This is a genomic window from Methylibium sp. (assembly GCF_965279545.1).
GTDB lineage: Bacteria > Pseudomonadota > Gammaproteobacteria > Burkholderiales > Burkholderiaceae_C > Methylibium.
Genome location: NZ_OZ257250.1, coordinates 4,201,696 through 4,226,735 on the forward strand (window position 1 = coordinate 4,201,696; position 25,040 = coordinate 4,226,735).

At 70.9% G+C, this 25,040-nt stretch carries 21 protein-coding genes and 1 tRNA gene; 10 read left to right on the top strand and 12 right to left on the bottom strand.

The window, feature by feature from the left end; genetic code table 11:
• Positions 1-144 precede the first annotated feature (144 nt).
• From ACQY9S_RS19790 to minE, 6 genes are all read left to right on the top strand, one after another.
• Positions 145-1,821, top strand: a complete 1,677-nt coding sequence (locus ACQY9S_RS19790; protein WP_428422104.1) for an MFS transporter — start codon at positions 145-147, stop codon at positions 1,819-1,821.
• 13 nt (positions 1,822-1,834) lie between these two features.
• Positions 1,835-1,984: a hypothetical protein gene (locus tag ACQY9S_RS19795; RefSeq protein WP_428422106.1), complete on the top strand. Its 150-nt coding sequence runs from the start codon at positions 1,835-1,837 to the stop codon at positions 1,982-1,984.
• Between the two features lie 165 nt (positions 1,985-2,149).
• Positions 2,150-8,053, top strand: a complete 5,904-nt coding sequence (uvrA, locus tag ACQY9S_RS19800) for an excinuclease ABC subunit UvrA (protein ID WP_428422107.1) — start codon at positions 2,150-2,152, stop codon at positions 8,051-8,053.
• Between the two features lie 127 nt (positions 8,054-8,180).
• The gene (gene minC / locus ACQY9S_RS19805; RefSeq protein WP_428422109.1) at positions 8,181-8,942 is read left to right on the top strand and encodes a septum site-determining protein MinC; all 762 of its coding nucleotides are present in this window, start codon (positions 8,181-8,183) and stop codon (positions 8,940-8,942) included.
• A 30-nt stretch (positions 8,943-8,972) separates the two neighbouring features.
• Positions 8,973-9,788, top strand: a complete 816-nt coding sequence (gene minD / locus ACQY9S_RS19810; RefSeq protein WP_428422111.1) for a septum site-determining protein MinD — start codon at positions 8,973-8,975, stop codon at positions 9,786-9,788.
• Between the two features lie 4 nt (positions 9,789-9,792).
• Entirely contained in the window at positions 9,793-10,056 is a 264-nt protein-coding gene (minE, locus tag ACQY9S_RS19815) for a cell division topological specificity factor MinE (protein ID WP_428422113.1), read from the top strand.
• Between the two features lie 30 nt (positions 10,057-10,086).
• On the opposite strand, the gene ACQY9S_RS19820 is transcribed toward minE, so the two are convergent.
• Complete coding sequence (locus tag ACQY9S_RS19820; RefSeq protein WP_428422115.1) at positions 10,087-10,770, bottom strand: hypothetical protein; 684 nt, start codon at positions 10,768-10,770, stop codon at positions 10,087-10,089.
• A gap of 235 nt (positions 10,771-11,005) precedes the next feature.
• Here ACQY9S_RS19820 and ACQY9S_RS19825 point away from each other — a divergent pair, with 235 nt between their 5' ends.
• Positions 11,006-11,686, top strand: coding sequence for a septal ring lytic transglycosylase RlpA family protein (locus tag ACQY9S_RS19825; RefSeq protein WP_428422117.1), 681 nt, complete (start codon positions 11,006-11,008; stop codon positions 11,684-11,686).
• Positions 11,687-11,719: 33 nt separating this feature from the next.
• Here the strand turns inward: ACQY9S_RS19825 and ACQY9S_RS19830 are convergent, their stop codons facing one another.
• Complete coding sequence (locus ACQY9S_RS19830) at positions 11,720-12,637, bottom strand: DMT family transporter (RefSeq protein ID WP_428422119.1); 918 nt, start codon at positions 12,635-12,637, stop codon at positions 11,720-11,722.
• Positions 12,638-12,722: 85 nt separating this feature from the next.
• Here ACQY9S_RS19830 and ACQY9S_RS19835 point away from each other — a divergent pair, with 85 nt between their 5' ends.
• A complete protein-coding gene (locus tag ACQY9S_RS19835) occupies positions 12,723-13,586 on the top strand; it encodes a LysR family transcriptional regulator (RefSeq protein ID WP_428422120.1) in 864 nt (287 codons plus the stop codon).
• A gap of 88 nt (positions 13,587-13,674) precedes the next feature.
• Here the strand turns inward: ACQY9S_RS19835 and ACQY9S_RS19840 are convergent, their stop codons facing one another.
• The 8 genes from ACQY9S_RS19840 to ACQY9S_RS19875 form a co-directional block, all read right to left on the bottom strand.
• On the bottom strand, positions 13,675-14,163 hold the full coding sequence (locus ACQY9S_RS19840) for a hypothetical protein (protein ID WP_428422122.1): 489 nt from the start codon (positions 14,161-14,163) through the stop codon (positions 13,675-13,677).
• Positions 14,164-14,247: 84 nt separating this feature from the next.
• Positions 14,248-14,655, bottom strand: a complete 408-nt coding sequence (locus ACQY9S_RS19845; protein ID WP_428422123.1) for a hypothetical protein — start codon at positions 14,653-14,655, stop codon at positions 14,248-14,250.
• Positions 14,656-15,012: 357 nt separating this feature from the next.
• Positions 15,013-15,639, bottom strand: a complete 627-nt coding sequence (locus ACQY9S_RS19850; protein ID WP_428422125.1) for a YitT family protein — start codon at positions 15,637-15,639, stop codon at positions 15,013-15,015.
• A 38-nt stretch (positions 15,640-15,677) separates the two neighbouring features.
• Positions 15,678-17,156, bottom strand: coding sequence for a pyridoxal phosphate-dependent decarboxylase family protein (locus ACQY9S_RS19855; RefSeq protein WP_428422127.1), 1,479 nt, complete (start codon positions 17,154-17,156; stop codon positions 15,678-15,680).
• Between the two features lie 2 nt (positions 17,157-17,158).
• On the bottom strand, positions 17,159-17,776 hold the full coding sequence (locus ACQY9S_RS19860; RefSeq protein WP_428422128.1) for an LON peptidase substrate-binding domain-containing protein: 618 nt from the start codon (positions 17,774-17,776) through the stop codon (positions 17,159-17,161).
• A 42-nt stretch (positions 17,777-17,818) separates the two neighbouring features.
• Complete coding sequence (gene rapZ / locus ACQY9S_RS19865; RefSeq protein WP_428422130.1) at positions 17,819-18,730, bottom strand: RNase adapter RapZ; 912 nt, start codon at positions 18,728-18,730, stop codon at positions 17,819-17,821.
• 97 nt (positions 18,731-18,827) lie between these two features.
• A complete protein-coding gene (gene recN / locus ACQY9S_RS19870; protein ID WP_428422132.1) occupies positions 18,828-20,528 on the bottom strand; it encodes a DNA repair protein RecN in 1,701 nt (566 codons plus the stop codon).
• A 33-nt stretch (positions 20,529-20,561) separates the two neighbouring features.
• On the bottom strand, positions 20,562-21,467 hold the full coding sequence (locus ACQY9S_RS19875; RefSeq protein ID WP_428422133.1) for an NAD kinase: 906 nt from the start codon (positions 21,465-21,467) through the stop codon (positions 20,562-20,564).
• Between the two features lie 86 nt (positions 21,468-21,553).
• On the opposite strand from ACQY9S_RS19875, the gene hrcA reads away from it, so the two are divergent.
• Positions 21,554-22,582 carry a heat-inducible transcriptional repressor HrcA gene (gene hrcA / locus ACQY9S_RS19880; protein ID WP_428422135.1) on the top strand — a complete coding sequence of 343 codons (1,029 nt, stop codon included), beginning with the start codon at positions 21,554-21,556 and terminating at the stop codon, positions 22,580-22,582.
• 56 nt (positions 22,583-22,638) lie between these two features.
• On the opposite strand, the gene fumC is transcribed toward hrcA, so the two are convergent.
• The gene (gene fumC / locus ACQY9S_RS19885) at positions 22,639-24,033 is read right to left on the bottom strand and encodes a class II fumarate hydratase (RefSeq protein WP_428422137.1); all 1,395 of its coding nucleotides are present in this window, start codon (positions 24,031-24,033) and stop codon (positions 22,639-22,641) included.
• 122 nt (positions 24,034-24,155) lie between these two features.
• The gene (locus tag ACQY9S_RS19890; protein WP_428422138.1) at positions 24,156-24,731 is read right to left on the bottom strand and encodes a hemerythrin domain-containing protein; all 576 of its coding nucleotides are present in this window, start codon (positions 24,729-24,731) and stop codon (positions 24,156-24,158) included.
• A gap of 168 nt (positions 24,732-24,899) precedes the next feature.
• On the opposite strand from ACQY9S_RS19890, the gene ACQY9S_RS19895 reads away from it, so the two are divergent.
• Positions 24,900-24,976: transfer RNA gene (locus ACQY9S_RS19895), tRNA-Ile, on the top strand.
• The last annotated feature ends 64 nt before the right edge of the window (positions 24,977-25,040 follow it).

The window sequence follows — 25,040 nt, forward strand, 5'->3', positions numbered from 1 at the left end:
TTGCAAAACCGGAACTGCGGGTTCCCACGGTGATTGTCAGTTGCCGTTGGTTTCGCGTCAGAGACCGGTCAGAGCCGACGACGATCCTTCTTGGAGCGCCGCATCCCGCGGCGGACGTTCAAGCTCAATGGAGGAGACAAACCCATGGCTGCCGTTCTACCCACCAGAGGCGCCGCCGCGCCGCGCCCGATGACCAACGAGGAAAAGAAGGTCATCTTCGCGTCCTCGCTCGGTACCGTGTTCGAGTGGTACGACTTCTATCTGTACGGATCGCTGGCGGCCATCATCGCCAAGCAGTTCTTCGCGGGGCTGGATGCCGGCTCGGCCTTCATCTTCGCGCTGCTGGCCTTCGCGGCCGGCTTCATCGTGCGGCCGTTCGGTGCGATCTTCTTCGGCCGCCTGGGCGACATGATCGGTCGCAAGTACACCTTCCTGGTCACGATCCTGATCATGGGCCTGTCGACCTTCATCGTCGGCATCCTGCCCAACTACGCCTCGATCGGCGTGGCGGCGCCGGTCATCCTGATCGCGCTGCGCCTGCTGCAAGGCCTGGCGCTCGGCGGCGAGTACGGCGGTGCGGCCACCTACGTGGCCGAGCATTCGCCGCAGGGCAAGCGCGGCGCCTACACCTCGTGGATCCAGACCACCGCGACGCTGGGACTGTTCCTTTCGCTGCTGGTCATCCTGGGCACCCGCACCAGCCTGGGCGAGGCGGCGTTCGCCGAGTGGGGCTGGCGCATCCCGTTCATCGTGTCGATCGCCCTGCTGGCCGTCAGCGTGTGGATCCGGTTGTCGATGAACGAATCGCCCGCCTTCAAGAAGATGAAGGAAGAAGGCAAGACCTCCAAGGCGCCGTTGACCGAATCCTTCGGTCAGTGGAAGAACCTGAAGATCGTGATCATCGCCCTGATCGGCCTGACCGCCGGCCAGGCGGTCGTCTGGTACACGGGCCAGTTCTATGCGCTGTTCTTCCTGACGCAGGCATTGAAGGTCGACGGCGCGACCGCGAACATCATGATCGCGATCTCGCTGCTGATCGGCACGCCGTTCTTCATCGTGTTCGGGTCGCTGTCGGACAAGATCGGCCGCAAGCCCATCATCCTGGCCGGTTGCCTGATCGCCGCGCTGACCTTCTTCCCGCTGTTCAAGGCGCTCACCGAGGCGGCCAACCCCGACCTCGCCGCCGCGCAGGCGAAGAACAAGGTGCTGGTGCACGCCGATCCGGCCGAGTGCTCGTTCCAGTTCAACCCGACCGGCACCGTCAAGTTCACGAGTTCGTGCGACATCGCCAAGCAGGTGCTGGCCGCCGGTTCGGTGAGCTATGACAACATGCCGGTCGCTGCGGGCACCCCGGCGACCATCACGATCGGCGAGACGGTGATCCAGAGCTACAGCTCCAAGGGACTGCCGGCCGACGAGGCGAAGGCGAAGGACGCCGAGTTCAAGAAGTCCGTCGCCGAGACCCTGAAGACGGCCGGCTACCCGGCCAAGGCCGATCCGGCGAAGATGAACAAGCCCCTGATCGTCGCCATCCTGGTGGTGCTGGTGATCTATGTGACCATGGTCTACGGCCCGATCGCGGCGATGCTGGTCGAGCTGTTCCCGACCCGCATCCGCTACACCTCGATGAGCCTGCCGTACCACATCGGCAACGGCTGGTTCGGCGGCCTGCTGCCGACCACGGCCTTCGCGATCGTGGCGCAGACCGGCAACATGTACAACGGACTGTGGTACCCGATCATCATCGCCGGCATCACCTTCGTCGTGGGCCTGATCTTCGTGCGCGAAACCAAGGACGTCGACATCTACGCGAAGGACTGAGGAGCGCGCCGCCATGTGGAAGATCGCGCTGGGTTTCATCGTCTTTGCCGCCGTCGTCATGTACGTGCTGACGAAGAGCGGCGGCAACGTCGACATGGGCGGTGAAAAGCACGGCGTCGAGGCGCCTCCCGCGGCTTCCCCGGCGTCGTCGACCGGTTACTGACCCGCACCTGCGCTCCGGTGCAACGGCGCGCTGCTTCGGCAGCGCGCCGTTTTTCATGGGCGGCCCGGGCCGCGAAGTCCCCTGACTGGGCTGCGGCAAGCCGGCGGTCCGCGCGGTGTCTCGGGGCTGCTGCCAGAATCTTCGGCCTCACCTCCCGGGACCCTCATGTCTAACGGTCAACGCCCCCCCGGCGTGATCCGCATCCGCGGCGCACGCCAGCACAACCTGAAGAACCTCGACCTCGATTTGCACACCGGCGAGCTGACGGTCGTCACGGGGCCCAGCGGCTCGGGCAAGTCCAGCCTGGTGTTCGACACGCTGTATGCCGAGGGGCAGCGCCGCTACGTCGAGACCTTCAGCGCCTATGCGCGCCAGTTCCTCGACCGCATGGACCGCCCGGCGGTCGACCATGTGGAGGGCGTGCCGCCGGCCATCGCGATCGACCAGACCAACCCGGTGCGCACCTCGCGCTCCACGGTCGGCACGATGACGGAGCTGAACGACCACCTGAAGCTGCTGTTCGCGCGCGCCGCGCAGCTGTTCGATCGCCAGACCGCGAAGCCGGTGCGCGAGGACGATCCGGAGTCGATCTACCGCGAGCTGCAGCAGCGCGCCGCGCCCGGCCAGCGCCTCGTGGTCACCTTCCCGGTCGAGCTGCCGGCCAGCGCGACCGCGGCCGATGTCGAGCAATGGCTCGCCGCCAGCGGCTACACGCGCGTGCAGGCCGAACGCGAGATCGCGACAACGACCGGCCCGCGCAAGCTGCTCGACGTGGTGGCCGACCGCTTCCGGCTCGACGGCACCGAGAAGTCGCGCGTGATCGAGGCGCTGGAGGTGTCGCTCAAGCGTGGCGGCGGGCGCGTCAATGTGTACGCATCGACCCCCTCTCCCGCAGGGGCGGGAGAGGGCAGGGGTGAGGGTGGGACCGACCCCTCACCCCAACCCTCTCCCCGAGGGGGCGAGGGAGAAGGCGCGCTCTGGCGCTTCAGCCAGGGCCTGCACAGCCCCGACAGCGAGCTGCGCTACAGCCACCCGCAGCCGTCGATGTTCTCGTTCAACTCGGCCTTCGGCGCCTGCGAGACCTGCCGCGGCTTCGGCCGCGTGATCGGCGTCGACTGGGGGCTGGTGATGCCGGATCACCGCAAGACGCTGCGCACCGGCGCCGTCAAGACCATCCAGACGCCGGCGTGGAAGGAGATCCAGGCCGACCTGTTGAAGTACGCCGGCGAGGCCGGCATCCCGCGCGACACCGCCTGGAGCCAGCTCAGCGACGCGCAGCGCGACTGGGTGCTCGACGGCACGCCCAACTGGAAGGGCAGCTGGAACAAGCAGTGGTACGGCATCAAGCGTTTCTTCGAGTACCTGGAGAGCAAGGCCTACAAGATGCACATCCGCGTGCTCTTGTCCAAGTACCGCAGCTACACGCCGTGCCCGGCCTGCGGCGGCGCGCGCCTGAAGCTGGAGTCGCTGCAGTGGCGCATCGGCACGAAGGAGGGCGCCGATGCGGCACTGCCGGCGGCCCAGCGTTTCCTGCCGGTCGGCGTGGCCTGGTCGCGCGATCAGCTGGAGGCGCTGCCGGGCCTGAGCCTGCACGACCTGATGCTGCTGCCGATCGAGCGGCTGCGGCGCTTCTTCGACGACCTGACGCTGCCGAGCACCATGCTCGACGACGCGCTGGAACTGCTGCAGGGCGAGGTGCGCACGCGGCTCAAGTATTTGTGCGACGTCGGCATCGGCTACCTCACGCTCGACCGCCAGAGCCGCACGCTGAGCGGCGGCGAGGTGCAGCGCATCAACCTCACCACCGCGCTCGGCACCTCGCTGGTCAACACGCTGTTCGTGCTGGACGAACCGTCGATCGGCCTGCACCCGCGCGACATGAACCGCATCGTGCAGGCCATGCACCGCCTGCGCGACGCCGGCAACACGCTGGTGGTGGTGGAGCACGACCCGGCCGTGATGCTGGCCGCCGACCGCGTGCTCGACATGGGCCCCGGCCCCGGCACCCAGGGCGGACGCATCGTGTTCGACGGCACGCCCGAGGACCTCAAGCGCGCCGACACGATGACCGGCGCCTACCTCGGCGCGCGCCGCAGCATCGGCCTGGGGCTCAAGCGCCTGGTGACCGACGGCACGCCGCGCCTCATCGTCGAGGGCGCGCGCGAGCACAACCTGCGCGGCATCACGGTCGAGTTCCCGCTGCAGCGCCTGGTGGTGGTGACCGGTGTGTCCGGCTCGGGCAAGAGCACGCTGATCCAGGACCTGCTGTTCCCGGCGCTGGCGCGCCACTTCGGCAAGGCCACCGAGACACCGGGCGCACACGACCGCCTGCTCGGCGCCGACTGGCTCAGCGACGCGGTGTTCGTCGACCAGAGCCCGATCGGCAAGACCGCGCGCTCCAACCCGGCCAGCTACGTCGGCGCTTTCGATACCCTGCGCACCATCTTTGCCGACTCGGCGCTGGCGCGCCAGCGCGGCTACGGCCCGGGCATGTTCAGCTTCAATGCCGGCGACGGCCGCTGCCCGACCTGCGGCGGCTCGGGCTTCGAGCACGTGGAGATGCAGTTCCTCTCCGACGTCTACCTGCGCTGCCCCGACTGCGACGGCAAGCGCTTCCGCGCCGAACTGCTGGAGGTGAAGGTCCAGCGCGGTGGCAAGTCCTTCGACGTGAGCGAGGTGCTGGACCTGACCATCGCCGATGCGGTGCGCTACTTCGCCGACGACCGCGAGGTGCTGCGTGCGCTGCAGCCGCTGGCCGACGTGGGCCTCGACTACGTGAAGCTCGGCCAGCCGGTGCCGACGCTCAGCGGCGGCGAGGCGCAGCGCCTGAAGCTGGCCGGCTTCCTGGCCGAGGCGGCCAAGAGCGGCAGCTCCTCGCGCCAGGCGGTGGCGAAGAAGGGCACGCTGTTCCTGTTCGACGAGCCGACCACCGGCCTGCACTTCGACGACATCGCCAAGCTGATGCGTGCCTTCCGCAAGCTGCTGGAGGCCGGTCATTCGCTGCTGGTGATCGAGCACAACCTCGACGTGATCCGCGCCGCCGACTGGCTGGTCGACCTGGGGCCCGAGGGTGGCGAGGCCGGCGGTGAGCTGGTGTGCTTCGGCACGCCCGACGACGTGAAGCTGCACCCCACCTCGCACACCGGTGCGGCGCTGCGCGACTACGAGCAGAGCCTCGGGCACGGCGGCCTCGCGGTCGAGGAGGGGCTGCCGCTGCAGTCGCTGCTGACCGAGGCGCGACGCGCTCGGCGCGAGCGCGAGGCCGGCGGCGCGGCCAACGCGATCCAGATCGTCAACGCCCGCGAGCACAACCTCAAGGGCCTGTCGGTCGACATCCCGCGCGGCAAGTTCAGCGTCGTCACCGGCGTCTCCGGTTCGGGCAAGAGCACGCTGGCCTTCGACATCCTCTTCAATGAGGGCCAGCGCCGCTATCTCGAGAGCCTCAATGCCTACGCGCGCAGCATCGTGCAGCCGGCCGGCCGGCCGGAGGTCGACGCGGTGTATGGCATCCCGCCCACGGTCGCGATCGAGCAGCGCCTGAGCCGCGGCGGCCGCAAGAGCACCGTCGCGACCACGACCGAGGTCTATCACTTCCTGCGCCTGCTCTACGTCAAGCTCGGCACGCAGTACTGCCCCAAGTGCACGGCAGACGCCAGCGTGGCGGTGCGGCCGCAGACGCCGGAGTCGATCGCCGCGCAGCTGCTGCGCGATTACAAGGGCCAGCACATCGGCCTGCTCGCGCCGCTGGTGGTGAACCGCAAGGGCGTCTATACCGACCTCGCGAAGTGGGCCGCGCAGCGCGGGCACACCCACCTGCGGGTCGACGGCGAGTTCCTGAAGACCTCGCCGTGGCCGCGCATCGACCGCTTCAAGGAGCACACGCTCGAGCTGCCGGTCGGGGACATCGTCGTCACGCCCGACAACGAGGCCGAACTGCGTGCGCTGCTCGCGAAGACGCTGGAGCTCGGCAAGGGCGTCGTGCACCTGCTGGGGCCGCTCGACGGCCTGAGGGCGGCGATGGCGGCCGGCGCGCCGACGCACCGCATCGGCCGCGTCAAGGTGTTCTCCACCAAGCGCGCCTGCCCCGCCTGCGGCACCAGCTACCCGGAGCTGGACCCGCGCATGTTCTCGTACAACAGCAAGCACGGCTGGTGCCCCGACTGCGTGGGCACCGGCCTCACGCTCACCCGTGAGCAGCGCAAGGCGCTCGACGATTCGGTGCGCGACGACGACACCGGTGGGCGCGAGAAGACCTTCGCCGAACCCGAGATCGAGGACGTGGCCGACGCGCCCTGTGGCAGCTGCCATGGTGCGCGCTTGAACCCGGTCTCGCTGGCCGTGCGCTTCGGCCACGGGGCGGAGGGCGAGCAGTCGATTGCGCGGGTGGCGGCGCGCGCGGTCAACGACGCGCGCCGCTGGATCGAGACGCAGAAGCTCGACGGCCGCGAGGCGACGATCGCACGCGACGTGATCGCCGAGATCCGCTCGCGGCTGAGCTTCCTCGACCAGGTCGGCCTCGGCTATCTGACGCTCGACCGCGCCGCGCCCACGCTGAGCGGCGGCGAGGCGCAGCGCATCCGCCTCGCGGCGCAGCTGGGCAGCAACCTGCAGGGCGTGTGCTACGTGCTCGACGAGCCCACCATCGGGCTGCACCCACGCGACAACCGCGTGCTGCTCGACGCGCTGCACACCCTGGGCTCGCAGGGCAACACGCTGGTGGTGGTGGAGCACGACGAGGACACCATCCGCCGCGCCGACCACATCATCGACATCGGCCCTGGCGCCGGCAAGCGCGGCGGGCGGCTGGTGGCGCAGGGCACCGCCGCCGACCTGCTGCGCGCGCCCGAGTCGCTGACCGGCCGTCTGCTCGAGCACCCGATGCGTCACCCGCTGCAGGCGCGGCGGCCGGTAGCCCCTCACCCCAACCCTCTCCCCGCCAGCGGGGCGAGGGGGCCGGTTGCTCCCTCTCTCGCCGGGGCGGGAGAGGGTCGGGGTGAGGGTGGCGGCGACGCCTGGCTCACGCTGCGCGGTGCCACGCTGCACAACCTGGCCGGTCTCGACGTCGGCGTGCCGGTCGGCCGGCTGGTCGCGGTGACCGGCGTGTCCGGCTCGGGCAAGAGCACCGTCGCGCGCGACGTGCTGCTGGTCAACGTGCATGCGGCGGTGGCGATGAAGGCCACCAAGGCCGGCCGCGATGCGCTGGCCGCCGGCAAGCGACCGGCCTGGGTGGGTTGCAGCCAGCTCGAAGGCTTCGAGCCGATCGACCGCGTGCTCGAGGTCGACCAGACGCCGATCGGCAAGACGCCGCGCTCCTGCCCGGCCACCTACATCGGTTTCTGGGACACGATCCGCCGCCTCTTCACCGAGACGCTGGAGGCCAAGGCGCGCGGCTACGCCGCCGGTCGCTTCAGCTTCAACACCGGCGAGGGCCGCTGCCCGGGCTGCGAGGGGCAGGGCCTGCGCACCATCGAGATGGCCTTCCTGCCCGACGTGAAGGTGCCCTGCGACCTGTGCCACGGCGCGCGCTTCAACCCCGAGACGCTGGCCGTCACCTGGCGGGGAAAAAGCATCGGCGACGTGCTGCAGATGGAGGTGGACGAGGCGGTCGACTTCTTCGCGTCGATGCCGGCCATCGCCCACCCGCTGCAGTTGCTGAAGGACGTGGGCCTGGGCTACCTGACGCTGGGCCAGCCCTCGCCCACGCTGAGCGGCGGCGAGGCGCAGCGCATCAAGCTCGTCACCGAGCTCAGCAAGGTGCGCGACGACGTCACGCGGCGCGGCCAGAAGCCGCCGCACACGCTCTATGTGCTGGACGAGCCGACGGTGGGCCTGCACATGGCCGATGTCGAGAAGCTGATCCGCGTGCTGCACCGGCTGGTCGACGGCGGCCACAGCGTGGTGGTGATCGAGCACGACCTCGACGTCATCGCCGAGGCCGACTGGGTGCTCGACCTGGGCCCGGAAGGCGGCGCCGGCGGCGGCCGGGTGGTGGCGGCCGGCACGCCGGAGCAGGTGGTCGCCGCGGGCACGCACACCGGGGTGGCGCTGGCGCCGGTGCTGCAGCGGTGAAGGCGGGTGCCGGGGCAACGCGCCAGTGGTGCGCCGCAGGACCGCCGCTGTTTCGCTGCACCGCCGCAATGCACCCTGTCGCCCGATACACTGTGACCTTTGTCGCGTTCCACCCCCACCCCGCCCCATGACCGTCGATCAGAGAACCGGCAGCTCCGCCGGTTTCGAGCTGAAGAGTGCCGCGCTGATGCTGGTCGCGGTGATCCTGAAGACCACCGACCTGGCTGCGCTGGCCCGGGCGCTGGACGAGCGCACCGCCGACACGCCCGGGCTCTTCGAACAGGATCCGGTCGCGATCGACCTGTCGCAGGTGCGCGAAGTGCAAGCGCCCATCGATTTCCCGAACCTGATCGAGCTGTTGCGCCAGCGCCAGATGCTGCCGCTGGCCGTGCGGGGTGGCAGCGACGAGCAGATGGCCGCGGCGCGGGCGGCCGGGCTCGTGGAGGCACCCGCCGGGGCCGGCCCGGCGCCGGCCCGCGCGCCGGCGCTGTCGCCGGTGCCCGCGTCGCCGGTCACGCTGACCGAGATCATCCGCGAGGTCCAGGTGGCGGCGCCCGGCACGATGCTCATCGACCGGCCGCTGCGCTCCGGCCAGCAGGTCTATGCCAAGGGCTGCGACCTCGTGGTGCTGGCGGCGGTCAACTTCGGCGCCGAGGTGATCGCCGACGGCAACATCCACGTCTATGGGCCGCTGCGCGGGCGCGCGATCGCCGGTGCCCGCGGCAACGCCGACGCGCGCATCTTCGCCACCTGCATGGAGCCGCAGCTGATCTCCATCGCGGGCACCTACCGCACCACCGAAACCCCCTTGCCCGCCGAGGTGCTGGGCAAACCGGCCCAGGTGAGGCTGGAGGGCGACAAGCTCCTGCTCGAGGCCTTGAAGGCCTGAAGCTCTATCTTCTGAAAGGATCTGCTACCGATGGCCAGAATCATCGTCGTGACCTCCGGCAAGGGAGGCGTGGGCAAGACGACCACCAGCGCCAGCTTCGCGTCCGGCCTGGCGCTGCAGGGCCACAAGACGGCCGTGATCGACTTCGACGTCGGCCTGCGCAACCTCGACCTGATCATGGGCTGCGAGCGCCGGGTGGTGTACGACCTCATCAACGTCATCCACAACGAAGCCAACCTGAACCAGGCGCTCATCAAGGACAAGCAGTGCGACGGCCTGTACGTGCTGGCCGCCTCGCAGACGCGCGACAAGGAAGCGCTGACCAAGGACGGCGTGGAGCGCGTGCTCAAGGACCTGGCCGACATGGGCTTCGAGTACATCGTCTGTGACTCGCCGGCCGGCATCGAGACCGGCGCGCTGATGGCGATGCACTTCGCCGACGAGGCGCTCGTCGTCACGAACCCGGAGGTCTCGTCGGTGCGCGACTCCGACCGCATCCTCGGCATGCTGTCGTCCAAGACCAAGCGGGCGATCGAGGGCAAGGAGCCCATCAAGGAGCACCTGCTGATCACGCGCTACAACCCGAGCCGGGTGGTGGGCGGGCAGATGCTGTCGCTCGACGACATCCAGGAGATCCTGCGCATCCCGCTGATCGGCGTGATCCCGGAGTCGGAGACGGTGCTCGACGCGTCGAACCAGGGGGTGCCGGCGATCTACATGCGCGGCACCAACGTCTCGGAAGCCTACAAGGACGTGGTGCGCCGCTTCCGCGGCGAGAACACCCCGATGCGCTTTGTCGACGCCGACCGCCCGGGTTTCCTCAAGCGCATGTTCGGAGGGAGGTAAGACGATGTCCCTGCTTTCCTTCCTGCTCGGAGAAAAGAAGAAGACTGCCAGCGTCGCCAAGGAGCGGCTGCAGATCATCCTGGCCCACGAGCGCAGCGGCCGCGGCAGCCGGCCCGACTACCTGCCGGCGCTGCAGCGCGAGCTGGTGGCGGTGATCTCGAAGTACGTGTCGATCCGACCGGAAGACATCAAGGTCAACCTGCAGCGGCAGGACAACCTCGAGGTGCTGGAGGTCAAGCTCGAACTGCCCGACGGTCTACGCGGCTAGGGCCGCGGGATCACCCGGCGGGCCGCGCGGCTACTTCACGTACATCACGCGCATGCCCAGCAGCTTGCCGTCGACGCGGTCGAGCACGTTGACCGTGGCCTGGCGCGGCTTGAAGCCCTCGGGCAGCGGCACGCTGCCGCGCAGGCTCTCGTGGCTGCCCAGCGAAATGGCGACCGGCTTCAGGCTGACCGTGGTTTCGGTGCCGCGCGCGGAGGCGCCGGCCACGACGAACTGCAGCACGCCGGTCAGCGGCTTGCCCGCGGCCGCGCGTTCGCGCGTCAGGATCACGTCGTAGGCCAGCGCCGCACCGTCGGCGGTGAAGCGGCCCGCGCGCACCTCCACGGCCCCGCCGCGCGGGTCGGGCGGCAGCGAGGCCACCACGGCGGCGACGTCCTTGCGCAATTGCTCGGTGGTCCCGCGGCTGGTGGCCAGCTCGTCGGCCAGGCCCTTCCTGTCGGCGAGCGCGGCCTCGAGCCGCTTCGAGGTGTCGCCGAGTTCGCCCTGGAGCCGCTGGCGCTCGGCCTCGGCCTGCTCGAACGAGGCGCGCAGCGCCGTCGATGCGCTGGCCGACAGGCGCGGCGGCAGGTAGCGCTCCTGAACCAGCACGACACCCCCGGCGCCGAGCACGATGCCGGTCAGCAGCAGCACCAGCCAGCGGGGCAGGCGCCAGGACGAGCGCCTTCTTCCATAGGGATCGAATACGACAGGCTTCATGGAGCGGACATCCGTGTTGTCAGTGCTGGTTGCAAGACCCAAAGAGTACAACCCCCCGGCGCAAGCGCTGCAACACGATGTCAGGCGGCCCGTGGCCTCGCCAGCAACGCGCGGTACAGGCAGGCGGCGGCTTCGTGACGGACTCGACGCAATGTGGCTCCGATCTGTGAGCGGGCGCACAAGCCTCACATCTTGAAACGCAAGCCGGTCCCGCCGTCCGCCGACAACAGCGGACATGGCGCCCTGCTTTCTCGTTTCCTCGTCGCGGACCCTCGTGCGCGGCTTGCGCCTGGCCGGGGTCGCGCTCGTGGCGGTCGTGGCCGTCGGCTGCGGCACGATCAAGCTCCCCGGGGGCGCGGTGCCGCCGGCGCCTGCGGTCGGGGTCGAAGTTGCGCCGGTCGCGCCGCCGGCAGCCGAGCCGCGCGCCGTCCGGCCGGTTCCCGCCGCACCGGCAGATGCGGTGCCCCGTGTCGAGCGCATTCCTCAGGGCGCGCCGAACCAGCCCTATGAGATCCGCGGCGAGACCTACCTGCCGGACAACGGCGACGTGCCGCTGTTCGAGACCGGCATCGCGTCGTGGTACGGCGCGCCTTTCCACGGTCGCCGCACCGCCACGGGCGAGGTCTACGACATGAACCGCATGACAGCCGCCCACAAGACCATGCCGCTGCCGAGCTATGCGCTCGTGCGCAACCGGGCCAACGGCAAGCAGGTGGTCGTGCGCGTGAACGACCGCGGTCCCTTCATCGACGGACGCGTGATCGACCTGAGTCACGCGGCGGCGCGCAAGCTGGGCATCAGGGGCGTCGGCGAGGTCGAGCTGCGGCGCCTGACCCACGGCGAGATCCGCACAGGGAGCTGGAAGAAGCTGCCTCAGACGGTGGCGGTCGGCGACGAACGCAATACCGCGCGGTAGCGGCTGCGCCGCTCGCCGTCGAAGGGCCGTGCTTCAGCCGGCGCGCCGAACGCTCGACAAGGCCAGCCCCATCAGCGCCACCCCGGTGAGCTGCGTCGCGCCGAGCGCCCGCCCGTACACCGCCCAGTCGATCAACACCGCCGCGGCCGGGTAGACGAACTGCAGCACCGCGATGCGGGCCGTCGGCAGGCGTGCCATGCCCGCGTAGAGAACCACGTAGGCCAGGCCGGTGTGGACGGCGCCCAGGCCGGCCAGCCACGCCCAGGCCGGGCCTGCGGCCGGCCAACCGTGCAGCAGCGGCCACCAGGCCAGCAGCAGCACCCCCGCCATGCACTGCCACCACGCGAGCGCGAAGGAGCCGATCCCCTGCCAGGTCTTCGCGATCAGCGTGACGCCGGCATAGCTGAGCGAACCACCCAGGCACATCGCCAGGCCCCATCGGTAGTCGGCCGTGTCGGCCGCGCCGGCGCTCGCCCCGTCGAGCAGGCCGGTGGCCAGCGTGAGCCCGAGCAAGGCCAGCAGCGCAGCGGCAGCCTGCCGCTTCGACACCGGCTCGCGCAGCAGCCACGCACCGAGCGCCATGACCCACAGCGGCTGCACGTGAAAGACGACGGTCGCCACGCCGATCGAGGTGCGCGCGATCGCACCGAAGAACAGCGCCCAGTTCGCGATCATCAGCACACCCGCCGCGAGTGCCGCCAGCAAGGCCGGGCCGCGCAGGCGCAGCTCGGCCAGGCGGCCCGACCCCGCGCCCCACAGCAGCAAGGCCAGCGCGCCGAAGGCACAGCGGAACCAAACCGTGGTCAGCGGGTCCTGCCCGCCCTCCTCGACGAACACGCCGAGCGTGCCCAGCAGCAGCCCGCCGCCGACCATGAGCCAGGTGCCGTGCCGCGATCGCGCGGCGGCGGCCGTCGCTGGAGTGGCGCTGCGGTCCTGGAGCAAGGTCGTCATCGCGCCACTGTGCGAGCGACCGGCATTTCGGTAAAGCGCATAGTTCTGACCGTTAGCATTCGTTTTTCGGATGGCGGAGCGGCCGATGCAATCCACTGACCTGCAGCTCGACTGGCTGCGCGCCTTCGTGACCGTGGTGGACGCCGGGTCGCTGACCGCGGCCGCGCCGCAGCTGCACCGCTCGCAATCGGCGCTCAGCATGCAGCTGAAGAAGCTCGAAGAGGCCGTGGGCCGGCCGGTGCTCACGCGCGGGCCGCGGCATCTCGAACTCACCGTGACCGGCACGGAGCTGCTGGGCCATGCGCGCCGCCTGCTCGAGCTGCATGCCGAGGCGCTGGCGGCCTTGCACGGCCGCGCGATCTCCGGGCGCGTGAGCCTCGGCGTGCCGGACGACTACGCCGCGGCCTACCTCACGCCGGTGTTGCGCAGCTTCGCGATCCGCCATGCGGGCGTCGAGATCACGCTGGTGTGCGAACAGTCCACCGCGCTGATCCCGAAGGTGCAGCGCGGTGAGCTCGACCTGGCGGTGGTCACCCGCGACCGGCCGCAGCGGGGCACGCTGCTGTTCCACGAGGCGCTGGTCTGGGTCGGCGCCGCGCAACACGAAGCGTGGCGGCGCGATCCCCTGCCGATTGCGGTGTACGAGCCCGGCAGCCGGGCTCGCCGCGCCGCGCTCGCCGCCTTGACGGCGCAGCGGCGCGGCCACCGCATCGTCTACAACAGCTCCAGCCTCGCCGGACACCTGGCCGCCGTCGAGAGCGGCATCGCGGTCGCGGTGCTGACGCGCTGCAGCGTGCCGCCGGGCCTGCAGGTGCTGCACGGCCAGCACGGTCTGCCCGCACTGGCGCCGGTCGAGGTCGTCGCGGTGCGCAGCAAGGCTTCGTTGCGCTCGGCGGCCGTGGAGGCCCTGCACGAACAGGTGCTGCGCACGCTGCGGCGCACACCCTGAAGAGGTGCGGCGGGAGCGGCCACCGCGGCGCATCGGCGCGATCTGCGCGGCACACCACGCGGCAGGCCGCGTCGCGCCACGGGCAGCGTCACCGCCGCGCCGAGGCGCGCAGCCGCCTGATCTGCAGCGTGAGCCCGATGGCCAGCAGCACGAACAGCAGTGCATACACCGCCTGCAGCTCTGGTGCTTCAGCCGAGGCGACCAGCGGCGCCCCCGGCGGCAGGCGGGTGGACGTCTCGGTCACGCCGGGGATCAGGTGGAACAGGAAGGTGATCGAGTAGCTGACGACCTGCACATAGGGCGAGGCCCGGCCGAACGCCGACGACATCGCCGCGACGGTACCGACGGCCAGCGCCACCAGGGTCAGCACGCTCAGCACGTGGGGCGGGCCGAAGCCGCCGTGCTGGAAGATTCCGAAGCCGGTGAGGGCCGTGACCAGCGTGGCGACCAGGTAGATCCGCCCGGCGCGCCGTCGCGGGGAGATCTGCCCGTCCTGCGCCAGCGCGATCACGCCGCTGGCGAGGGCCGCCAGGCCGATGGCCGTGTGGAAGACACCGATCGTCGTCAGACCCAGCATGTCGATCTCCTTTGCGGTGCAGAAGTTGCAGCGTGAAGCTGTCGCGCAAGAACCGCGCCCATCGCAGTTCCTGCCCATGCCGATTCAATACGTGGCCGTCGGATCCAGTATCCGGAAGCCCATTGCGGGGGTCAAGCAGGGCGCGCGGCCGCAATGAGTTTGTCCGCCCACCAGGGAGGAGACACCAAGCATGTCCGACCCGGGCTCTGCTTCAACGGTCGTTGCGAAGAGGCGGTCGGGTTCTACCGCCGTGTGCTCGACGCCGATCGGCGCTTCGCGGCATTGGCCGAAGGGCGGCTGGTGCAGATGCCGCTGACGAAGACCTTCTTCGCGAAGCGCTTCGGCATGGCCCTGATACGGCATTGCATTCGAACGCATCGGCATCCGATTGAAGCCTGGGTCAGGGTTTGTTGCGGTGTTCGGTGTGCTGCCCAGAACGCTGAAGTCGAACGTTGGCGCGGGCGCCGCGCCGGGTCGCTGTGTTGCGTTCATGTCCCCCGGCCCGGGCTGGCGCCCGGCCCTCCTCCTTTACTTCACTCCACACAACGACCCGTCCCAGCGCTGCCACCACCGCTGCCTGCCTGGGTTTGACGGCCTGCGCAGGCGGCAACGGTGAGAGCTGGCGAGGGCGCCGGGTGAGCGGCGCAGCGAAGTGAAGGAGGAGGGGTCGGCCTTCAGGCCGACTCCGGGGGACATGAGCGGAGCCGCTCGCCCGGTGGCCTCGCTAGCACCGCGCGGTACGGGCAGGCGGCCGGCCGGTGAGCGCTTCGAACGCCGCCAACCCATGCAGCTGCAAAGAGCAGCGGGCCGTTGGGTGATTTGACGCAAGCGAACGCGACTTGCTGCGACTCACCGCGCCACGTAGCGCCCCGGCCGGTGGTTGATCGCCAGCACCAGGTTGAGCGCCACGGCGCCGGCCACCGACAGCAGCACCTGTGTCGGCGCGACGACGGCGAAGGCCAGCGCGACGATGCTGCAGTCGAGCGCCATCTGCAGCGTGCCGGCGCGCCAGCCGCGCTTCTCCTGCAGCACGATGGCGACGATGCCGACGCCGCCGATGCTGGCCTGGTGGCGGAACAGCGCGAGCATGCCCATGCCGATCAGCGTGCCGCCCATCAGCGCGGCATACAGCGGCTGCAGCTGCGCGAAGCCGACCAGCCGCGGCAGCGTCTCGGTCTCGATCGACAGCAGCGCGACCGCGGCGAAGGTCTTCAGCGTGAAGGCATGGCCCAGGTGGCGCCACGCGAGCCAGTAGAACGGCAGGTTGATCGCGAAGAACACCGGGCCGAAGGGCAGGCCGCTCGCGTAGTGCAGCAGGAAGGCCAGGCCCGCGGTGCCGCCGGCCAGCAGTCCGGCGTGCTGGAACATCGCGATGCCGAGCGCCATGGCCGCCGTGCCCAGCAGCAGGGCCATCGCGTCTTCGAGCGCGGAGTGGCGGGTGATGTCGTCGTCGGGCGCGTCCATAGCGGGCGTCATGCGCAAGCCCCGTGCCGGCCGCTGCCGCGGGTGCGCCTTCAGGTGCCGCTGCAGCCGGCGGCGCCCAGCGCGTCGCCGAGTTCGACGACCAGCGCGGGCAGCGCGTCCACCTGCTCCGCGCCGGTGCGGAAGTTGACGATGCAGGCGCGCAGCCAGAAGCGGCCGTCGACCACCGCGGGGCTGAGCCAGGCGCGGCCGTCGTGCTGCAGGCGCTCGAGCAGGCGGCGGTTCAGCGCATCGAGCGCGGCCTCGTCGCGGGCTTGCGGCGCATCGGGCACGTAGCGCAGCGTCGCAATGCTCAGGCCGCCGGGGCCGGCCTCGAGCCGCGGCGTCGCTTGCACGCGCGCATGCAGCCGCCGCGCCAGCGCGATGTCGTCGCCGATCATCTGCCGGTAGCCGTCGCGTCCGGCCATGCGCAGCGCGAGCCAGACCTTCAGCGCCCGAAAACCGCGCGTGTTCTGCGGGCCGAGTTCGTGGAAGTTCGTGCCTTCGTTGCCGCCGGGGGCGCCGTAGTAGGGCGGGCGCTGGCTGAAGGCATCGAGCAGGTGGCGTGGCTCGCGCACCAGCACGCAGCCGGCCTCGATCGGGGCGTACAGCCACTTGTGCGGGTCCAGCGCCAGCGAGTCGGCCTCGCGCAGGCCCAGCAGTTCGGGTGGCGCATCCGGCAGGCAGGCGGCCGGCGCGCCGTAGGCGCCGTCGACGTGGAACCACAGGCCCAGCTGGCGGCACAGCGCCGCCATCGCCGGCAGCGGGTCGATCGCGCCGGTGCTCACCGTGCCGGCGGTGCCGATGGCCATCAGCGGCTGCACGCCGGCGGCGACATCGGCCTCGATGCGCGCCGCGAGTGCGTTCACGTCGAGGCGCTGCCCGGTGTCGGTCGGGATCCAGCGCACCGCCTGCAGCCCGAGCCCGGCGATGTCGACCGCCTTGTCGAGCCAGCCGTGCGTCTGCGCCGAGGCGTAGACCGCGAGCCGTGCCTGCTGCAGGCCGTGCTCGCGCACGCCCGGCAGCCGGGCGCGGCGGGCGGCCAGCAGCGCCACCAGGTTGGCCAGGTTGCCGCCGCTCACCAGCAGGCCGCCGCAGCCGGCCGGGTAGCCCACCAGCTCGGCCAGCCAGCGCACCGTCTGCACCTCGATCTCGCTGGCCACCGGCGCGGCGTGCCACAGCGCGACGTTGGTGTTCAGCGCGGCCGCCAGCAGCTCGGCCAGCACACCGATCGGTGCCGGCGACGCGGCGATGTAGCCGTGAAAGCGCGGGTGGCTGCTGAGCAGCGAATGGTCGAACAGCAGGCTGGCGGCGGCGTCGAGCAGCGCGGCCGGGTCCGCGCCGGTCAGCGGCAGCGGGTCGTCGCCGAGCAGCGCGCGCACCTCGGCCGGCGTTTCACCGTGCGTCACCGGGCGCCCGGGCAGCTCGGCCATCAGGGCGGCGATGCGGTCGACCAGCGCATGGCCGATCTCGCGAAAGCGCGCCGGCGCCATCGCCAGCGCGGCGTCGCGGGCCGGGGAATCGGTCGGCATCACTACCCGACCACGCCCTTGCTGCGCAGGAACTCGTCGACCAGTTTCAGCCGCACCAGCGGGTCGGGCAGTTCCATCAGCTTTTGCTTCGCGGCGACCGAGATCGGCAGGATCTCGCACCAGCGGTTGGCGATCCAGCCCGCGTCTTCGAAGTGGTAGGGCTCGAGGAAGGGTGCGTTGCCCTGCTGCTTGAGCGTGGCGATCGCGTTCGCGAGGCCTTGCGCGGAGCCGAGCAGCTCCTCGGTGGGCGGCTGCGCTTCGTCGTCGGGCAGCAGACGCGCCTGCGCGACCCACAGGTGATTGGCCTGCTGCGAGGCGCTCCCGGTCTCGAAGCGCTGCGTGCCGCGGCAGCGCACCTGCAGGATGCCGGGCCGCGGGCTGTCGACGTCGATCAGCTCGGCCAGGCAGCCGATCGCCTCCAGCGCCACATCGTCCATGCTGCGGATCTCGCTGCCCTTCTTCAGCGCGACCACGCCGAAGGGCTTGCGCTCGCGCATGCAGTCGCCCACCAGGTCGAGATAGCGCGCCTCGAACACCTTCAGGCTCAGCAGGCCGCCGGGAAAGAGCACCGACTGCAGCGGAAACAGCGGCAGCTCGAAAGGGGCAGGGGCGTCGGTCATCGGTCGGGCGGCAGGCTTGCCGGGTCGAAAGCCGCCATCGCGTCAGCGCGCATCGAGTTCGCGGTGGCGCACCAGCGTGGCGCCGCGCCCGCGCAGGCGCTGCGCCAGCTGCTCGACGAAATAGACCGAGCGGTGCTGGCCGCCGGTGCAGCCGATCGCCACGGTGAGATAGGCGCGCTGGTCCTGCTCGAAGGCCGGCAGCCAGCGGACGAGGAAGGCTTCGATCTGCGCCAGCATCTCGCGCACGTCGGGCTGCTGCGCCAGGTAGTCGGCCACCGGCGCGTCGCGGCCGCTCAAGGGCCGCAGCTCGTCGATGTAGTGCGGGTTGGGCAGCACGCGCACGTCGTACACGAAGTCGGCATCGAGCGGCACGCCGTGCTTGAAGGCGAAGGACTCGAACACCAGCGTCAGCGCGCCGGCCGGCGCCTCCACCAGCTGGCGCACCCAGGCGCGCAGCTGGGCCGGGCGCAGCTGGCTGGTGTCGATGACGGTCGCGGTCTCGCGCAGCTCGGTGAGCAGTTCGCGCTCGAGCTCGATCGCATCGACCAGCACGCGGTGCTGGTCGAGCGTCTCGCCGGCGGCGTCGGTGCTGAGCGGGTGGCGGCGGCGCGTTTCGGAGTAGCGCCGCACCAGCGCGTGGGTGCTGGCCTCGAGAAAAATGGCGCGCACCTTCACGCCCTCGCTGCCGAGCTGCGACAGGCTCGGCAGCAGCGCCGGCAGCGAGCGCGCGCTGCGCACGTCGACCGCCACCGCGATGCGGCGCATCGCGCCGTCGGTGCGCGCCTGCTCCAGGCGCAGGAACTCGGGCAGCAGCTCGGGCGGCAGGTTGTCGACGCAGTAGAAACCGGCGTCTTCGAGCGCATGCAGCGCGACCGACTTGCCCGAACCGGAGATGCCGGTGACCAGCACCACCTCGCGCGGTGCGGCCTGCGCAGCGGCTGTCGCGGGCGTCATGCGGGCACCCTGCGCACTTCGTGCGGTCCCGCCGAGCGGGAGCCTTCGCAGAGGGCCACGAAGGGGCCCCTCCGTGGCCCTTGGCGGCCCGGCGTGCTCATGCCCGCTGCCGCTTGCGACCGCCGCCCGCCGCCGGGCCCGGCGCCGAGGCCGAGCTCGCCGCAACGAGCAGGGCTTGCGCGTGGGCCAGGCTGGTGCCGCCGGCCGCGCCGCCGCCGAGCATGCGGGCGATCTCCTGCACGCGCGCTGCGCCGCCGACCGGCTGCACCTCGCTGCGGGTCGTGCCCAGGTGCGCGGCCTTGCTGACCACGCAGTGGTGGTCGGCGCAAGCGGCCACCTGCGGCAGGTGGGTCACGCACAGCACCTGGCGATCGCGGCCCAGGCGGCGCATCAGCTGGCCCACCGCATCGGCCACGCTGCCGCCGACGCCGGCGTCGATCTCGTCGAAGATCAGCGTGCCGGTCTCGCCTAGCTCGCTGGTGGTGACCGCGATCGCCAGCGCAATGCGCGACAGCTCGCCGCCCGAGGCCACCTTGGTCAGCGCGCGCGGCGTGCTGCCGGCGTGGCCGGCGACGCGGAACTCCGCCGCCTCCCGGCCGTGACGCTGCGGCTCGGCCAGCGGCTCCAGCGCGACCTCGAAGCGCCCGCCGGCCATGCCGAGCTGCTGCATCGCCGCCGTCACCGAGGCGGCGAGCTTCGGTGCGGCGGCCTTGCGCTGGGCGCTCACGGCCTGCGCGGCCGCGTCGTAGGCGCTGCGCGCGGCCTGCACCCGGCGCTCCAGCGCGTCGAGGTCGGTCGCGGCATCGAGCCGGGCCAGTTCCGCGCGCCAGCCGGCCCGCAGCGCCGGCAGTTCCTCGGCCGGGCGGCGAAAGCGCCGTGCCAGGCCCATCCAGGCGGCCAGCCGCTCGTCGAGCGCCTGCAGCCGCTGCGGGTCCAGCTCGCCGTGGCGCAGCGCGGCGTGCAGTGTGTGCGCCGCGTCCTGCAGCTGGGCCTGCGCGCTCTTCAGCACCTCCAGCGGATCGCGCAGTGAGGGGTCGTGGTCGAGCACGCCTTCGAGCGCATGGATCGCCTGCGCGCTGCGCGCGTCGGCCGAGTCGTCGTCCTCGCGGATCGCGGCGAGCGCCGTCTGCACCGCCTCCAGGATGGCCTGGGCATGGCTCAGCCGGTGGTGCTCGGCATTGAGCTCCGGCCATTCGTCGGCGCCGGGGGCGAGCTTGTCGAGTTCGGCGATCTGCCACTGCAGCCGCTCGCGCTCGCGTTCCAGGTCGGCCTGCCGGGTGCGCGCGTCGGCCAGCTGCTCGGCCGCGGCGCGCCAGGCGCCCCAGGCCGCGGCGAGCGGGGCGGCGTCGAGGCCGGCATGGCCGTCGAGCAGGCCGCGCACCGCGTCGGGCCGGGTCAGGCTTTGCCAGGCATGCTGGCCGTGGATGTCGACCAGGTGCTCGCCCAGCTCGCGCAGCTGGCCGATGGTGGCCGGGCTGCCGTTCACCCACGCGCGGCTCTTGCCCTGGGTGTCGAGCGTGCGACGCAGCAGCAGCGTGTCCTGCGCATCGAAGCCGGCCTCGGCCAGCCACGGCTGCAGCGACGCCGTGGTGTCGAACTCGGCGCTGATCTCGGCGCGCGCCGCGCCTTCGCGCACCACGCCGGCGTCGCCGCGGTGGCCCAGCGCGAGCTGCAGTGCATCGACGAGGATGGACTTGCCGGCGCCGGTCTCGCCGGTCAGCGCGGTGAAGCCGGCGTGCAGCTCGAGCTCGAGCTCGGGCACGATCACGAAGTCGCGCAGGGCGATGCGCTTCAGCACGAGGACCTCACCCTGTAGCGCCCCGGAGACTGCTCACGACGGCGTGCCGTCGGGCAGCAGGCCTTCGTTCCAGTGCAGCTTGCGGCGCAGCGTGGCGTAGAAGCTCCAGCCGCGCGGATGCAGCACGCGCACGCGGTGCTCGCTGCGGCGCACGCAGATGCGGTCGCCGTGCAGCAGGCTGGCGAGGCTCTGGTGGTCGAAGTTCACGCTGGCGTCGCGGCCGGCGACGATCTCGATGCGCACCTCGCTGTTGTCGGGCAGCACGATCGGGCGGTTGGACAGCGCGTGCGGCGCGATCGGCACCATCACCCAGCCCGAAATGCCCGGGTGCAGGATCGGCCCGCCGGCTGACAGCGCATAGGCGGTCGAGCCGGTCGGCGAGGAGATGATCAGCCCGTCGGCACGGAAGTTGGTGACGAACTGGTCCTGCACGTCGACCCGCAGCTCCACCATGCCGGCGCTGGCGCCGCGGCTGACCACCACGTCGTTGACCGCGAAGCTCTCGTAGATCACCTCGAAGCCGTCGCCGGACGGGCGCTTGACGCAGCCCTCCAGCATGGTGCGGTGCTCTTCCTCGTAGTCGCCGGCGATCATCGGCGCGATGGTTTCCTGGAACTGGGCCATCGGGATGTCGGTCATGAAGCCGAGCCGCCCCTGGTTGATGCCGATCAGCGGCACGCCGTAGCGCGCCAGCAGGCGTGCGGTGGCGAGCATGGTGCCGTCGCCGCCGACCACGACCGCCAGGTCGCAGTGCCGGCCGATGGCCGCCGCGTCGAGCGCTTCGTGGTCGGGCAGGCCGACCGCCATCGCGGTGGTGGCCTCGAGCGAGACCTCGAGCCCCTGGTTCGTCAGGAACTCGGCCACGCTCGCGAGCACCTGGCGACTGCCCGGCGCCTGGTATTTGCCGACGAGGGCAGCGTGACGGAAACGGCTCGTCATGGTGAGAGAAATTACACCACAGCCTTTGCGCGCGACGCGACCGCGTCGACGGGCCCGCAAAACCGCGCCCTACAATGATTTCCACCATGCTCGACGAACGTTCCAGGACCCTGTTGAAGACGCTGGTCGAGCGCTACATCGCCGATGGTCAGCCGGTCGGCTCGCGCACGTTGTCGCGCGCCTCGGGGCTGGAGTTGAGCCCCGCCACCATCCGCAACGTGATGGCCGACCTGGAAGACCTGGGCCTGATCGCCAGCCCGCACACCAGCGCCGGGCGCGTGCCCACGGCCCGCGGCTACCGGCTGTTCGTCGACACCATGCTGACCGCCCGGTCGCTCGAGATGGGTCGCAACGAGCCCGGCCTGGCCGCCGCGCACGAACAGTTGCAGCCCGACCAGCCGCAGCGCGTGATCGCGCATGCGGCACAGGTGCTGAGCAACCTGTCGCAGTTCGTCGGCGTGGTGACGGCGCCGCGCAAGGCGGGTGTGTTCCACCACATCGAGTTCATGCGCCTGGGCGAGCGGCGCGTGCTGGTGATCCTGGTGGCGCCCGACGGCGACGTGCAGAACCGCGTGATCTTCACCGCGCGCGACCACAGCCCCTCGGAGCTGGTGGAGGCCAGCAACTTCATCAACGCCAACTACAGCGGTCTCACGATCGAGGCGGTGCGCGAGCGGCTCAAGACCGAGATCGACGCGCTGCGCGGCGAGATCGCCTCGCTGATGCAGGCCGCGGTGCAGTTCGGCAGCGAGGCGGCGGGCGGCGAGACCGAGCAGGTGGTCGTGTCGGGCGAGCGCAACCTGCTGACCATGCACGACTTCTCCAGCGACATGGGCTCGCTGCGCAAGCTGTTCGACCTGTTCGAGCAGAAGACCCAGCTGATGCGCCTGCTCGACGTGAGCAGCCGCGCCGAAGGCGTGCGCATCTACATCGGCGGCGAGAGCCAGATCGTGCCGTTCGAGGAGCTGTCGGTCGTGTCGGCGCCCTACGAGGTCGACGGCAAGGTGGTCGGCACGCTCGGCGTCATCGGCCCCACGCGCATGCCCTACGACCGCATGATCCAGATCGTCGACATCACCTCGCGACTGGTCACGCAGGCACTGAGCCAGAAGTAGCTTCGGGCGCCCTCTCCCGCACCGCGGGAGAGGGCCGGGGTGAGGGTCTCGCGCGCTCAGCCCGGGCCGATCATCTGCTCCGGGCGCACCCAGGCATCGAATTGCTCGGCCGTCAGGTGGCCCGAGGCGACGGCCGCCTCGCGCAGCGTCAGGCCCTCGGCGTGGGCCTTCTTCGCGATCTGCGCCGCCTTGTCGTAGCCGATGTGCGGGTTGAGCGCCGTCACCAGCATCAGCGAGCGCCGCAGCAGCTCCGTGATGCGGCCGCGGTCGGGCTCGATGCCGCGCGCGCAGTGTTCGTCGAAGCTGCGCGCGCCGTCGGCCAGCAGCCGGATGCTCTGCAGCACGTTGTGGATGATCACCGGCTTGTAGACGTTGAGCTCGAAGTTGCCCGAGGCACCGGCGACGTTGACCGCCACGTCGTTGCCCAGCACCTGGCAGCACGCCATCGTCAGCGCCTCGCACTGCGTCGGGTTCACCTTGCCCGGCATGATGGAGCTGCCCGGCTCGTTCTCGGGGATGCGGAGTTCGCCCAGGCCCGAGCGCGGGCCCGAAGCCAGCCAGCGCACATCGTTGGCGATCTTCACCAGCGACGCGGCCAGCGTCTTCAGCGCGCCGTGCGCATGCACCAGCGCATCGTGCGCGGCCAGCGCCTCGAACTTGTTCGGTGCCGACACGAAGGCAGTGCCCGCGGCCCGCGACAACTCCTGCGCCACCCGCGTGCCGAACTCGGGGTGGGCGTTGAGCCCGGTGCCCACCGCGGTGCCGCCGAGCGCCAGCTCGCGCAGGTGCGGCAGCGCCGCGCGCAAATGTTCGATGCCATGCGCCAGCTGCGCCACCCAGCCCGACACCTCCTGCCCCAGGCTGAGCGGCGTGGCGTCCTGCAAATGGGTGCGGCCGATCTTCACGATGCCGGCGAAGTCGCGCGCCTTGCGCGCCAGCGTGTCGTGCAGCGTGGCGAGCGCCGGCAGCAGCGTGTCCTCGATCGCCTGCACGGCGGCCACGCTCATCGCGGTGGGGAACACGTCGTTCGACGACTGCCCGCGGTTCACCTCGTCGTTCGGGTGCACCAGCCGCGCCTCGCCCACCGCGCCGCCCAGCAGCTGCGAGGCGCGGTTGGCCAGCACCTCGTTCATGTTCATGTTGGTCTGCGTGCCCGAGCCGGTCTGCCACAGAGACAGCGGAAACTCCTGCGCATGCTGCCCGGCGATCACCTCGTCGGCCGCCGCCGCGATGGCCTCGGCCTTGCGCGCGTCGAGCACGCCGAGCTGGCGGTTGACCCGTGCCGCGCTGCGCTTGACCAGCGCCAGCGCCAGCAGCAGCTCGCGCGGCATGCGCTCGGTGGAGATGTCGAAGTGCTGCAGCGAGCGCTGCGTCTGCGCGCCCCACAGCCGGTCGCCCGGCACGGCGATCTCGCCGAAGCTGTCGTGTTCGATACGCGGGGTCGTCGTCATCGCAAGCGTCCCGATGCCAAGGCCAAAGCCATGGTAGCGGTGCATGACCCGGCGCGCACGGCAACGCCGCGGAACGCCACCCGGCGATGGGGCCGTGCGCTGGTGAGCGCCGGCCGGTGCGGTCAGCGCCCGGCCGTCGAGCGCGCGGCGGCGCGGCGGCGTGCGGCCATCTCGCGCCCCATCTCCTGCCGGACGGCCGGGCTGATCTGCGCGCGCGCCTGCGGGTAGGCGATCGATTCCTCGAGGTCGATGTGGTCGCGGTACAGCGCAGCGAAGACCGTCGTTCCCAGCCGCAGGGTGTCGAGGTCGCAGCAGCCGTAGCCGGTGGCGATGGCCTGCACATGGGGCTCGAGCTCGAGCCAGTCCTCTTCGAGCCAGCCATGGTCCTGCTGCAATCGCAGCACGGTCTGCACGAGCTCCGCATCGGCGCTGCCCAGCAGCGCCGGAAAGACATGCAACTCCTCGTCCTCGTGGTGGGCGCGGGCCGTGGTCGAAAGGAAGTTGGCGATCGCCGCCGCAGACACCTGGGCCGCCGGGGTGATGCCGTCGCGGTCGATCGTCGCGACAAGCTCCTCGAGCGCGCCGACGACGGTCAGCGTGCTGCGGTGGCAGGCATCGAGCACCGCGAAGCCGTCCTCCGGTGCGCTTCGCGGCGCAGGCCGCGCGGTCTTGGTCAGGGCATCCGGCATCGGGTTCATGGCAACTCCTGGTCTCAGCGGGATCGTCGGTTCGATTCTGGTCGCCCGACGGGGCCGTGCATTGCGTTGGATCAAACGGCCGCCATGGCCGCGGAGGCCGTTGCGGCCCGCTGTTCCCGGCGCAGTGGCCGGGGCCCTGCGGAGCAGCCACTACACTGCGTCGCGCGGGGGCCGTTAGCTCAGTTGGTTAGAGCAGAGGACTCATAATCCTTTGGTCGTTGGTTCAAGTCCAACACGGCCTACCAGTCAGATCAACGGTGCCGCGCACCGTCTCGATCCGAGACGCAGCGACCACCAGATTCTCAGTTG